The sequence below is a fragment of the Streptomyces inhibens genome, assembly GCF_003389455.1.
In the GTDB taxonomy this organism is placed as follows: domain Bacteria; phylum Actinomycetota; class Actinomycetes; order Streptomycetales; family Streptomycetaceae; genus Streptomyces; species Streptomyces inhibens.
Map to the genome: position 1 here is coordinate 1 of NZ_QUAC01000104.1, position 12,757 is coordinate 12,757.

Below are 12,757 nucleotides of genomic sequence, written 5' to 3' on the forward strand. Positions count from 1 at the left end.
CGGCCCGCCCGCGCAGCCGGGACCGCACGGCGCGACGGCGGAGCCCGGCCGCCGCGGCCGCCACGCGAAGCGCTGACGACCCGCCTGCGGCAGCCGTCCGCCGTAGGCGACACGGCGTCGCAGCCGGCAACGTAGGGCCCCAAGCAAGCACAGCGCAGCGCCATCAGGCATCGTGTCCTTGACATCCGGCAGGAGGCTTACAAGGAGCGAAGATCCGTGGCGTCGGACCCACAGCGCGGCCAGCGCGGCACCAACGGCACGCATGGCAGTAGCGGCAGCAGCGGCAGTAGCGGCAGTAGCGGAGCCTCGGACCAGACCGGTCCCCCCGAGGAGCGCAAGCCGCAGCCGGACGAGGCACACAGCGCATTCACCCCGCCGCTGGGCGTGCCCTATCCGCCGCTCCCCGAGGACGAGCACCCCACCTCCGAGTTCGCGCTGCCCGCGGGCCTGCGCCCGGAGGCGCCGAGCGAGCAGGAGGGCTCGGCGTTCGCGCCGCCCGGCGGCACCACCGGCCAGACCCCGCTGCCGGCCGGCGCCACCGCCATGAGCCTCGCCTTCACCCCGCCGCACGGCATCCCCGCCGTCCGCCTGACCAAGGAAGCCCCCTGGCAGGACCGGATGCGGACGATGCTCCGGATGCCGGTGGGGGAGCGGCCGGTCCCCGAGCGCTTCGAGCGCCATGACGAGGAGGCCGGCCCGGCCGTACCCCGCGTACTCGACCTGACGCTGCGTATCGGCGAGATCCTGCTGGCCGGCGGTGAGGGGGCGGAGGACGTCGAGGCCGCGATGTTCGGTGTCGCGTACGCCTACGGGCTGGAGCGCGTCGAGCCGACCGTCACCTTCACGCTGCTGTCGATCTCGTACCAGCCCTCGCTGGTCGACGACCCGGTGACGGCGAGCAGGACGGTACGGCGCCGCGGTGTCGACTACAACCGGCTGTCCGCGGTCTTCCGGCTCGTCGACGAGATCACCTCCGAGGGCATCACCCTCGAAGAGGCCTACCGCGGCCTCGCCGAGATCCGCCGGAACCGCCACCCGTATCCGAGCTGGGCGCTGACGGTGGCCTCCGGGCTGCTGTCCGGCGCCGCGTCGATGCTGGTCGGCGGCGGGATGCTGGTGTTCCTCGCGGCCGCGGTGGGCTCGATGCTCGGTGACCGGCTGGCCTGGCTCGCGTCCGGGCGCGGGCTGCCGGAGTTCTACCAGTTCGTGGTCGCGGCGATGCCGCCCGCCGCGGTGGGCGTCGCCTTCGGCCTGGCGCACGCCAATGTGCAGGCCTCCGCGGTGATCACCGGTGGGCTGTTCGCGCTGATCCCGGGGCGGGCGCTGGTCGCCGGCGTGCACGACGGGCTGACCGGCTACTACATCACCGCCGCCGCCCGTCTGCTGGAGGTCGGCTACCTCATCGTCGGCATCGTCGTCGGCGTGCTCACCGTGCTCTACATCGGCCTTCAGCTGAACCCCGGCCTCAAGCGGCTCAACCCGGAGGAGGCGTTCCGGCTCTACAACGAGCCGCTGGTGCAGACCGTCGCGGCGATGCTGCTGGCGCTGGCGTTCTGCGTACTGCTCCAGCAGGAACGTCACACCGTGGCATTCGCAACGATCAACGGCGGTGTCGCCTGGGCCGTGTACGGGGCGCTCGCCGTGACCGCCGGTGTCAACCCGGTGCCCGCCACCGCCATCGCCGCCGGCCTGGTCGGCCTCTTCGGCCAGCTGCTCTCCCGCTACCGCTACGCGTCCGCGCTGCCGTACGTCACCGCGGCCATCGGCCCGCTGCTGCCCGGTAGCGCCACCTACTTCGGCCTGCTGAACTTCGCCCAGGGCAGCATGCAGCAGGGCCTCGCATCCCTGATCCAGGCGGTCTCGCTGGCGCTGGCCATCGCCGTCGGGGTCAACCTCGGCGCCGAGGTCGCCCGGCTGTTCCTGCGCGCGCCCGGCCTGCTGGAGGCCGGCGCCGGCCGCCGCGCCGCCAAGCGCACCCGCGGCTTCTAAGGGACAGCCCTTGGTGCTACAGCCGGTGGTTCACGTGCCGTGACGGCGGTTGGCGTGTGCTCCGTTCGTCTTTGGTGCAATTCGCGCCTGTCTGTGAATGGCGAGCGGGTGGCATGTCCATGGACTTTCCTGTACCGACCCAGGTCAGTGCCTACGCAAACAGTCACTTGGGGACGGTCACTCCCGGGGCGGTCACTGCGTGGCAGGGAGTCCCGGTACTGAGGAGTGCAAAGGCTTTCCATACTGCTGTTAGCCCGTCGAGCACGGATGTGCAGATGCAGGTGGCACTTCAGCAGGAAATTGGTCATTCTGCATCTCAGGAGTCGTGTATCAGAGTTTCCGCCACTACAGTCCGTTCGCTTCCTGCCGGCTGTTCCGTAGCGGAAGCTTCGCCAGTTCCTCAAGAGTTCCTCAAGGCGCTGTAACAGCGAGACGTGCTCCGGTCCTCCTCAGCCATGGAGCAACCGTGGTGTCCCCCTCGGGGAACGCGTCAAGTAAACAACGGAGTCATTAACTTACGCCGGTCGCGTACGGCTTCCATTCCTCCGAACGGTGTGCGCCGGCGGGTCAACTAACTCATAACTTTATGCCATGCGGCGTGTTAGCTTCGAACATCTTGTCGACGGGGGTTGTGGGGCAAGGCTGCCCTGCTGGCGCGCACATTCGCCGTGACCGTCGTCAAAGCGGGGGGAGCGCGCATGGCGAGTCACGTGAAAAATGCGAGCCCGAGAGGCGGGGCCACAAGAGGCGCCGGGTCGGTCGCGAGTGTCGCCAGACAGCACACCGGGCTGCTGCTCACAGGCGTGATGCTCGGTCTGCTGGGGGTAGGCGCCTCGCTCGCCCAGCCCTGGGCCATCGGCAAACTGATCGAGGCGGCGGGCGGGGGCGCCTCGATGATCCGCCCCATCGCGCAGCTCGTCGGCCTCTTCTGCGCGGGTGCTCTCTTCTCTTCGCTTCAGGCGTACGTCATCGGGCGGGCCGGGGAGAATATCGTCTATGACGTCCGTCATATCTTGACCGGACGGCTTCTGCGCGCCGACCTCACCGCGTTCGGAAAAAGGCCCCAGGGCGATATTTTCACCCGCACGGTCACCGATACCGCACTGGTGAAGATTGCGCTCTCGCAGAGCCTCGCCCAGTTGATCATCAGCGGCGCCACGGTAATAGGCGGCGTCGTGCTGATGTTCATCCTCGACCTGTGGCTGATGGTCATCACCATCAGCTGCCTGGGAGTCGCCAGCATCACCTCCATTGCGCTCGCTCGTAAGCTGCGCAAGGTCGCTCTGGAGAACCAGGATGACACCGGCGAATTCGCCAGTGACGTACAGCGCGTGCTCTCCGCGCTACCCACGGTAAAGGCATCCCGCGCCGAGCCGCGTGAGGCCGCCCGCATCGGCAAGCTGGCCGACAAGGCACGGCGTTCGGGCATCCGGGTCAACGCCTACAACGCACTGCTGATGCCTTCCATGAACGTCGGCACGCAGGGCGCGCTGGCCGTCGTCGTGGGCGTCGGAATGTCCTGGGTGGCCCGCGGCGAGATGGACATGGCCAGCCTGACCACGTTCATCATGTATCTGTTCCAACTGGTGTCGCCGCTGGTGATGTTCTTCATGGGGGTGGGCCAGTTCGTCCAGGGCCGAGCCGCCGTCCAGAGGGTGGACGAGCTCGCCCGCCTGCCCCAGGAAGGCAACGAGTCGGCGGATGCAGCGGGCCCCGTGCCCCTCGGGCCGCTGGCCCCGCACCGGCCGGCGGTCGAATTCCACGACGTACGCTTCGCTTACCGGCGCGGGAAGCAAGAGGAGAAGTCGCAGGTTCTCCACGGCGTCTCGTTCAGCGTGCCGGCGCGCGGGCTGACGGCGGTGGTCGGGCCTTCTGGCGCGGGCAAGACCACCATGTTCCAGCTGATCGAACGCTTCTACGCGGCGGACGGCGGCCGCGTTCAGCTCGGTGGGCAGAACATCGAGGCGCTGCCACTCGACACGGTCCGCGGGCTGGTCGGCTATGTCCAGCAGGACAGCGCGGCCATGCGCGGCACCGTCCGGGAGAATCTGACCTACGCCAATCCACACGCCGGTGAGGACGCCATCCAGGAGGCGGTGGAGATGGCCGGTCTCACATCGGTGATCGCCAATCTCCCTCAAGGCCTCGACACCGAACTCGGCGACCAGGGCAGCGGGTTGTCCGGCGGTCAGCGCCAACGCCTGTGCATCGCCCGCACGTTGCTGCAGAAGCCCGCGGTCATGCTGCTGGACGAGGCCACCTCCAACCTGGACTCCGACTCGGAGCGGGACTTCCGCGACGTGTTGCGCCGAGTCTCCCGGCAGTGCGCGGTCATCGCCATCGCCCACCGGATCTCCACGGTGATCGACGCCGACAAGATCGTGGTGATGGAGGGAGGCAGAGTCCGGGCCACCGGCGTGCACCGGGACCTGATGGAGCACGACGAGCTCTACCGGCGGCTGGCCGGCTCGCAACTGCACGCCGAGCCCGGCGTCATCGCCCCGGCGACCGGCCCGGTGCGGGTGGAACCGTGGGCGCCTCCGCCCTCCTTCGCGTTCGGCTGGCCTCCGTATGTCGGCCTCACCGAGCAGACGTTGCAGCTTCGGCCCATCAGGAGTGAGGAGCGGTGGTGAGTACCTCCGACGTCGCCATCGTGGGCACCGGCCCCAACGGCCTCGCGGCCGGCGTGGTCCTGGCCCGTGCGGGCCTGCGAGTGGAGCTCTACGAGGCAGCCGAGACCATTGGGGGTGGGCTGCGTACCGCCCCTCTCTTCGACACCGGCGTCGTGCACGACATCTGCTCCGCCGTCCATCCCATGGCCGCCGCTTCTCCGTTCTTCCGTGCGTTCGGCCTGGCGGACCGCGGGGTCGAGCTCCTGCATCCCGAGATCAGCTACGCCCATCCGCTGGACGGGGGCCGGGCCGCCCTGGCCTTCCGCTCACTGGCGGAGACCTGCGCGCACCTGGGCCCCGACGGTCCGCGCTGGTGGCGACTGATGAGCCCGCTGCTCCAGCACAGCGAAGGCGTCGTCGACCTGGTCCTTTCCGGACAGCGCAGCCTTCCGCGAGACCCTGCGGTTGCCCTGCTGCTCGCACGTCGGGTGGCGGTCCACGGCAGCGGGCTCGGTCCGGCACGCTTCCGCGGTGAGGAGGCGGCCGCCCTGCTCACCGGCGTCGCCGCCCACGCGGTCGGCAAGCTGCCGAGCCTCGCGTCCGGCGCGGTGGCCATGCTGCTCGGCCACCTGGCGCACGGGACGGGGTGGCCGCTGCCGCGTGGCGGCAGTGGCCGTATCGCGGCGGCGATGGCCGAGGACATCACCGCGCACGGCGGCGTCTTCCACACCGGGTGCCCCGTGGAGGACCTGGCCGAACTGCACGGCGCACGCGCGGTGTTGCTCGATACCAGTCCCAAGGGCTTCCTGGCCCTCGCCGGCGACCGGCTGCCCCGCACCTACGCGCGCGGTCTGGAGCGCTTCCGTTACGGTCCGGGCGCCGCCAAGGTGGACTTCCTGGTCTCCGAGCCGATCCCCTGGTCCGACCCGGCTGTGGGCCGCGCCGGAACGGTGCATCTGGGCGGCACACATGCCGAGATGGTCCGGCAGGAGACGGCGAACGCACGCGGAGTACGCACCAGGGAGCCCTTCGTCCTCGTTGTGGACCCGGCGGTGACGGATCCAGGGCGAGGGCTGCCGGGGAAGCGCCCCGTGTGGGCGTACGCACACGTGCCGAACGGGGATCCCACCGACCCCTACGAACTGGTTCGTGCCCGCATCGAGCGATACGCCCCGGGCTTCGGGGACACGATCATCGCTCACCGCTCCATAGCGGCCGCCTCGTACGAGACCTATAACCCCAACTATGTGGGCGGCGACATCGGGTCCGGTGCGATGACGCTGTATCAGAGCGTCGCGCGGCCCGTCCCCCGCCTCGACCCGTACCGCACGCCGTTGCCCGGTGTGTTCCTGTGCTCCTCGGCCACCCCTCCGGGGCCCAGTGTGCACGGCATGTCCGGCTATTTGGCGGCTCTCTCCGCACTCCGGCATTGTTTTGGTATACGCAGCGTGCCCAGCCTGACACCCAAGTGAGTGTCCTGACGAATTCGGACATCCTCGCTCGCGGCATGCTTGTCTGTTGCTCCGTCAACTGCCAGTAAAAGACGCGCGTTGAGCCAGATGTCGATTGCCAGCCAAGAGATTGGCCTGATAGTGTGGTAAGTCAAGTTACCTTCCCCCACAGTTACTTGACGCATCGCCACTGGACCTAGAGGAACTGCTGGTCTGACCAACCATGCAGACGGCTGCGGTTCTGCCATTCAGCCGCCTTTGTTGGTGCATCACGTGTTGCCTCGCTCCGGCTCTCGTCTTCATGACGTTCCCATAGGCATTGATTGTGGGGGTAAAGAAAGGGAGATCGGTGACAAACGGGGTTGAAGACATTGGCTATGGAAGGCAGTTCGAGGGCTGGTACGACCGGCTGATCCCGGACGACAGGATTACCGCTGAGGCGGTAAAGGGGCTGTTGGCCCTCCACCCCGCGCCCGAGGCGGGGGCCATTGAATTCGGTGTCGGTACGGGACGGATTGCCCTCCCGCTCTCCGAGAGCATCGGTCAGGTGACCGGTGTGGACTCCGCACCGGAGATGCTGGACGCGCTGCGCGTCAAGCTGAAGGACGGCGGAGACGTCACCGCGGTGCACGGGGACATTCGCAACTACACATCAGAATCCCGTTACGGGCTGGTGTACTGCGTGTGCGCGACCTTGTCGGTCCTCACCACTCCCGAGGACCAGCAGAAGGCCGTTCAGCGAGCGGCCGACCTCCTCGTCCCCGGCGGCAGGCTGGTGATCGAGACGCACAACAAGCCGCCGATCCTCGAACTTCACGAGGGGCGGGTGCGCACTACCTACTTCGTCCCCTACCCGGAGCCCGGGACCGGCGTGCAGACCCATTCCACGCTGCTCGACGGCGACCTGTGGCACTGCTCGCACATCCTGTACCAGGCCGACGGCACCACCAGGGTGGGTTCCGAGCTCACCCGGCTGACCACTCCGGAGGACGTCGACGGCTATGCCCGCGCGGCCGGGCTGGAGCCCGAAGCCCATATGGCGCGATGGGACGGCAGCCCGTACAGCGAGCGGGCCCCCATGTTCATCTGTTGCTACGTCAAGCCCTGAGGGCAGCCCGCAGAAACAGGGATGACAGAAGAGGTGTTGCACGTGGGACGTCCTCCGATATTGCCGACAGACAAGAAATTCGCTCTTGTACTCAGAGTGGTGACCGGTGAACTGACCGCAGCGGAAGCCGCGCGGGAGGCCGGAGTCTCCGAGCAGTCCGTATCAAACTGGCGTAGACAGTTTATTGAGGGAGGCCGTAATGGCCTGGCTGGTGAGGGCGGCAGGAACTCCGAGAACGCATCCCGGATAGCCGAACTGATCAAAGAAAACGCCACACTGAAGGCCACGATAGGCGAGCTGTACATAGAACTCCGGAAGCACACCCGGAGCGCAGTCGGCCGCATTCCGCAGCCTCGGGGGAATACCCGCCCGGTCCGGAGAGTCAACTAACTCATTACTTTATCCCGGCACCGCGTGTTAGGTTTCCGGGTAACAGCCACTTCGAATTACGGGGGAGGGAATGTGGCGTCTTTGGAGCGTCAGTTTGCCGTAGGCGTTGCGGGACTGGCCGGCGCAAGCCTTCTGACCGGTGCAGTAATCCGAAACGCGGGTAAGCGCGAACGTGAGCGCCGCTACCTGATGCACGAGAGGCCGGATGGCAGCCTCATAGAGGTTGACGTCCATATTCCTCCTCAGGCCCGGCGCGTCGTCCTGCTCGACAATGGGCTGGGTACGCCCCACGAATACTGGGACTGGGTTTGCGGCGCACTTCCCGCAGACATGGGGTATGTGCGGTTCAACCGTCCCGGCTACGGTCTCAGCACGCCGGCCACTCAATACGGTCTGGAGCGGCACTTCGCGCTGCTGCAGGAGTTGCGCGAAACGTACATCTCCAACCTCCCGGTTGTGCTGGCAGGTCACTCCGTGGGTGGATACCTCGTCGCGGCCTACGCGTCGCTCCATCCGGACGCGGTGAAGGATGTGGCCGCGGTGGTCATGATCGACGCCACTGAAGTGATCAACCTGCGCAGGTCCCGCCGCACCGACGCCGACCGATGGGCCTATCAGTCGCTGCTGATGGAGCAGGTGTATGCATGGGCGGGCCTGTCGGCCTTCCGTCCGGCGCTGAACGTGAACCAGCAATACCGCCCGGAAATCAACCAGAGTTACACAGCGTTCCTGGCGCGCCCCCGTGCATGGGCCACGGCTCACCGGGAGTACCGGGACATGATGACCTATCCGGAACTGACCTCCCTGGACTGCCCGCTGACCGTGATCACGGCGGAGAACAACAAGGGTGACAACGCCGCACACCACGCGGTCCAGGCCAGGCTGGCCGCCATCTCGACGAACTCCCGGCACCAGCTCATCGACGGCTCCGATCATGAGTCCCTCCTCTCTGTTCCGGAGCACGCAGAACAGGTGGCGGAGCTGATCGCCGGGGAACCGCCCTCCGGGCGGACCGGCCTGGAGCGGCCGCAGTCCGCCAAGGCCCGCCCGGCTGCCGAGCGGGCCGCGGAGCGGGAAGAGGAACTGACGTGATCGTGCGCATGAACACGGAACGCGTAAAGACAGTCGCTGTCACGGCGTCACTCGCCGCCTGGCTGGTGGCGACGGCTGCGGCACAACTGCCCGAGCGGCGCTTCGACGATCTCCTGCGGCGCGGGATGTGGCGGATACCGACCCCGAACTGGCGCTTCTTCGGGCCGAACCCCGGAGTCAAGGACAGCCATCTCCTCTACCGGGACATCACAGACGGCACGCCCGGTGAGTGGGTGGAGGTTCCGATCACCACCGACAGGCCGTGGTACGCACTGGCGTGGAATGCCCGCAACCGTTCCCCGAAGGCCCTGTTCGACGCGAGCCAGGACACCATCGCCCGTGCGGCGGCCTTCGGATCGGATGTGCGCCCCGTGGCGTGGGGGGCCGGGTACCGGCTGCTTTCCCGCTATATCCAGCTCCATCTGCCCCATGCCGAAGGTGCCTCGCACAGTCAGTTCCTGCTGATGCAGTCGTACCCCACCAGCCCGGCAGACCGGAGCATCGAACCCGTCTTCGTCTCCATGGAATTCCCGCTGGAGGAAGACGGCACCTCGAAAACGGCCGCATTTCCCGTAGCCGCATAGCGGGCCGATCAACCCCCTCGGCTGGAAGCCGCGAGCTCACCCGGGCATCTCCGCACCGCGTGAGTTCGTACCCTCCCGCCGAACGGCTGGAGAACTCGCTGTGACAATCAGAGAGAAAGAAGGACAGCAATGTCTGTTGTGGCTGAATTTGCCAACACCCAGCTGGTTGACGTGCAGCCGGGCCAGGTCGGTGCCCACGCGGCCCCGACCATGATTACCCCGCTGGCCACCATCGCGACCCCCGAGGCCGTGCCGATCGGCGTCGCGGTGACCTCCGCGACCGCCATTGCGGTGAACGCGGTTACCCAGAAGGTCGCCGGCTGACACAGCCGACTGGCAGGCGATGCTGACCGGCATCGTTAGCCCCGGTTGATGAAAGACAGCGGCGGCACGGTACGCCCGATACGCATACCGTGCCGCCGCTTTCCAATACCCACCGTACTCGTATCAACACATCAGGAGCACCCACCATGTCTCTCAGCGCTCCGCCCGAGGTCACGGCACGCCGAGTGGCTTCGCTGGGTACGCTGATCTCCGCAGTGGAAATGCTGAGCCAGACTCATAAGTTCGCGGAAGGCGAATTGCTGAGTGGCCAGCTGGAGAGCATGCGCCCCAAGTTCGCCAAGCGATTTCCCCGGCTGACCCGTGCCCTCAGCTCCAAGAAGGCCGCGGTCGCCCTGTACGGAGTACAGGCGGGTGCTTCTGCCGCCACGTTGATCTGGGGTCACAAGCGCGGCGTACGCACGGCGGGCAGCGCCGTGCTCGCGGTGACGGGCGCGGCCGGACGGCTGCACACCCCCTTCGGTGGGGACGGTGCCGACCAGCTTCAGCAGGTGGTCAACGTTGTCCTCGCCTCGACCGGCACCTTCAAGGACGGCGAGAAGGCCCGCGACCTGGCCATGCGCGCACTGGCTCTGGAGACGACCATCTCGTACGTCGCGTCCGGCGTGGTCAAGCTGGTGTCCCCGGTGTGGCTCAGCGGCGAGGCGTTCAGCGGAGTCATCCGTACGCACAACTACGGGGACCAGCGCATCTTCAAGCTCGTGCACAAGCATCCGACGCTGGGGAAGCTCATCACCTGGGGAACGGTCGCCGCAGAGATCGGTTTCCCGCTGGTCTTCGTGCTGCCGAAGCCCGCGGCGAAGGCTTGGCTCGGCTCGATGACGCTGTTCCACTTGGGAATCGGACAGTTCATGGGGCTCAACCGCTTCGTGCTGGCCTTCGGCGCCACTCACCCGGCACTTCTCTACGTCCTCTCTCAGGACGGAAAGCGCGTGGCGCTGGCCGAGAAGACTTCTGCTGCTCCCGCCCCCGCATCTGCCTAAGGGCCGTTCGGTAACTCCTGGTCAGGAGCGAGGAGTTATCGAGGTGGCGCGTGTGATCACGGCGTCATGGCCTTCCTGGGCAGGACCCTTTCGGACGCGATCTTGACCGCAAAGGATGAAGTCATGAACATCAAAAAGATTGCCGCGGCCGTGGGCGTCGCCACGGCTGGTGTCACGTTCGCCATCGCCACTCAGGGCAGTGCGCAGGCGGCGTCGGCTCCGCAGACCTTGGCGATGAAGGCGCCCAGCCAGACCGCGATCCCGGCGGGCGAAGCAGCTACCTCTCGCTCGACCCAGGGGGACTGGAATCCGCCGGCCGGCTACGTCCTTGAGCGCTCGTTCATGGGTACCGATGCCGCCTGCCGAAAGGAAGGCGACCGAGGAGTAGCTCACGGAAAGTGGCGTCAGTATGTCTGCCACGAGAAGCTGGTGAAGGTCACCGACCTCTGGATGCTCTACCAGTTCCTGTACGTCAAAAAGTGAGCCGTGCCAAACCTGCGAGTGACCCGGACATCTGCTGCACAAAGCCGCCGCTGACTTATCGAAGGCGCTGAAGTCCAGCCGTCTCCAACAGGGTCGGTGCATCATCCCCACCAGATGGGGGAGGGCGCTCTCCGGAACACCGGCGGGCCCGGATCTGCTGCATGGCGTAGGCCAACCTCTTGTACTGCGCCTGAACTTCGGCTGCGCGCTCGGATGAGAAGGTCGTGCAAGTCCCGCCGGGTGAAGCCCTTCGGCCGGTCCTTGCACCCGCTGCACTCGCGCACCGCGTAGCACGTCCGGGACCGCTCGCCCGGCTTGTAGCAGGTCATGCCCGCCATCGGCACCCGGCCGGAGCCGCGTCCCCGCACCCGAACGGCCGGGGGCCGGCCTTCTGCGGCCCCAGCTCCTGGCACGCGGCGGCGTCATCGACTGCCCGGCATCGTCCTCGAAGACGGATCCAGCCGTTGCACGCCGCCGCGGTGCTCTTACCCGCGGTCAGGCCGCTTCCTCTCCGGCCCTGCACGCCTACCTGCGCCGGCGCAACACCGTCGCGCCACCCCGATGCCCTCGCAGCTTGTCGGCACCTCAGGCCGCCTTGGCAGGGAAGCCCTGGCCCTGACGCCGAACTCCGGCCCGGCGGAGCCGTGACACGGACGACGGGCGGCACCCGGATGGGCGCCGCCCGTTCGCGTACGAAAATCAGAGCGCGATTCCCGGCGCGGAGCGGGTCGGGAAACCCGCTCCGGCACCGGGACGCGAGCGCTACGTCAGTGCGCGCCGCCCTGCGCCTCGAGCCGCTTGTACGAGGCCTCGATCTCGGCCTCGGCCTCGGTGCGGCCGACCCAGTTGGCGCCCTCGACGGACTTACCGGGCTCCAGGTCCTTGTAGACCTCGAAGAAGTGCTGGATCTCCAGGCGGTCGAACTCCGACACGTGGTGGATGTCCCGAAGGTGCTCCACACGCGGGTCGGACGCCGGGACACACAGCAGCTTGTCGTCGCCGCCGGCCTCGTCCGTCATCCGGAACATGCCGATGGCACGGCACTTGATGAGGCAACCGGGGAAGGTCGGCTCGTCCAGGATGACCAGCGCGTCCAGCGGGTCGCCGTCCTCGCCCAGGGTGTTCTCGACAAAGCCGTAGTCGGCCGGGTAGCTGGTCGAGGTGAAGAGTCGACGGTCCAGGCGGATCCGACCGGTCTCGTGGTCCACCTCGTACTTGTTCCGCGAACCCTTCGGGATCTCGATGGTGACGTCGAACTCCACGGGTGGCTCCTCCATGATCAACACATACGTCTGGTGATTAAGTGTCCCCCACGCAGGTGTGTGGTGGCGAAAGGGGCTGGTCCGCGGTGCCGGAGACCAGAACGTGGCAGGTCAGATGGCAGTCGGTGCAGCGGTCCGCTCGGGCGGCGTCGCGCGCGGCGGGGCGGTCCGCACGGTCGGCGGCCGACGCCGCGCGGCAGGCCTGGCAGGCCACACCGCGCCACACCCAGCAGACCTGGCGGCTCACGGCGGTCTCCGCGGCCACCGGTCTGACGGTCGCGATCGTCGCGGTTGCGGCGGCCGGCCCGTGGGATTCCGGTCAGCGTACGGCCGAGCGCACGGAGGCGGCCGTCGTGGACGGTGCCAGTGGCGAGCATCACGCCGCGCGGCTCGACCGCCCCGCGCCCAGCGCACCGCCCGTACTGCCCGCGCTCGGCGGCCCCGCGCACGGCGCCGCGGGC

The 12,757-nt window shown here is 67.7% G+C and carries 11 protein-coding genes and 2 pseudogenes; 11 read left to right on the forward strand and 2 right to left on the reverse strand.

The features are described from left to right. Window positions 1-216 precede the first annotated feature (216 nt). The 10 genes from DY245_RS13290 to DY245_RS13335 all read left to right on the forward strand — a co-directional run bounded on the left by DY245_RS13290 (window position 217) and on the right by DY245_RS13335 (window position 11,034). Entirely contained in the window at window positions 217-1,989 is a 1,773-nt protein-coding gene (locus tag DY245_RS13290) for a threonine/serine exporter family protein (RefSeq protein ID WP_128506949.1), read from the forward strand. A gap of 698 nt (window positions 1,990-2,687) precedes the next feature. After that, window positions 2,688-4,622, forward strand: a complete 1,935-nt coding sequence (locus tag DY245_RS13295) for an ABC transporter ATP-binding protein (RefSeq protein ID WP_244943015.1) — start codon at window positions 2,688-2,690, stop codon at window positions 4,620-4,622. Further along, the gene (locus DY245_RS13300; protein ID WP_128506951.1) at window positions 4,619-6,073 is read left to right on the forward strand and encodes a phytoene desaturase family protein; all 1,455 of its coding nucleotides are present in this window, start codon (window positions 4,619-4,621) and stop codon (window positions 6,071-6,073) included. The genes DY245_RS13295 and DY245_RS13300 overlap by 4 nt, the downstream gene beginning before the upstream one ends. Window positions 6,074-6,401: 328 nt before the next feature. Then, window positions 6,402-7,160 carry a class I SAM-dependent methyltransferase gene (locus DY245_RS13305; protein ID WP_128506954.1) on the forward strand — a complete coding sequence of 253 codons (759 nt, stop codon included), beginning with the start codon at window positions 6,402-6,404 and terminating at the stop codon, window positions 7,158-7,160. A gap of 21 nt (window positions 7,161-7,181) precedes the next feature. Beyond that, window positions 7,182-7,550: a helix-turn-helix domain-containing protein gene (locus DY245_RS13310; RefSeq protein WP_244943016.1), complete on the forward strand. Its 369-nt coding sequence runs from the start codon at window positions 7,182-7,184 to the stop codon at window positions 7,548-7,550. Window positions 7,551-7,622: 72 nt separating this feature from the next. Further along, window positions 7,623-8,642 (forward strand): alpha/beta fold hydrolase, encoded by a 1,020-nt coding sequence (locus DY245_RS13315; RefSeq protein WP_244943017.1) that lies wholly within the window; start codon window positions 7,623-7,625, stop codon window positions 8,640-8,642. Further along, window positions 8,639-9,226: a hypothetical protein gene (locus DY245_RS13320; RefSeq protein ID WP_128506956.1), complete on the forward strand. Its 588-nt coding sequence runs from the start codon at window positions 8,639-8,641 to the stop codon at window positions 9,224-9,226. Before DY245_RS13315 ends, DY245_RS13320 begins: the two co-directional genes overlap by 4 nt. Window positions 9,227-9,355: 129 nt before the next feature. Next, window positions 9,356-9,550: a linaridin family RiPP gene (locus tag DY245_RS13325; protein ID WP_128506958.1), complete on the forward strand. Its 195-nt coding sequence runs from the start codon at window positions 9,356-9,358 to the stop codon at window positions 9,548-9,550. 146 nt (window positions 9,551-9,696) lie between these two features. Further along, window positions 9,697-10,551: a hypothetical protein gene (locus DY245_RS13330; RefSeq protein WP_128506960.1), complete on the forward strand. Its 855-nt coding sequence runs from the start codon at window positions 9,697-9,699 to the stop codon at window positions 10,549-10,551. Window positions 10,552-10,674: 123 nt separating this feature from the next. Next, window positions 10,675-11,034 (forward strand): hypothetical protein, encoded by a 360-nt coding sequence (locus DY245_RS13335; RefSeq protein WP_128506962.1) that lies wholly within the window; start codon window positions 10,675-10,677, stop codon window positions 11,032-11,034. 182 nt (window positions 11,035-11,216) lie between these two features. Here the strand turns inward: DY245_RS13335 and DY245_RS48235 are convergent. Beyond that, a pseudogene (locus tag DY245_RS48235) lies at window positions 11,217-11,536 on the reverse strand (IS630 family transposase); the annotation flags it as partial. 265 nt (window positions 11,537-11,801) lie between these two features. Further along, window positions 11,802-12,296, reverse strand: a complete 495-nt coding sequence (locus DY245_RS13345) for an inorganic diphosphatase (RefSeq protein ID WP_108151010.1) — start codon at window positions 12,294-12,296, stop codon at window positions 11,802-11,804. A 125-nt stretch (window positions 12,297-12,421) separates the two neighbouring features. Between DY245_RS13345 and DY245_RS13350 the strand changes: the two are divergent. Then, a pseudogene (locus DY245_RS13350) lies at window positions 12,422-12,757 on the forward strand (D-alanyl-D-alanine carboxypeptidase/D-alanyl-D-alanine endopeptidase); the annotation flags it as partial.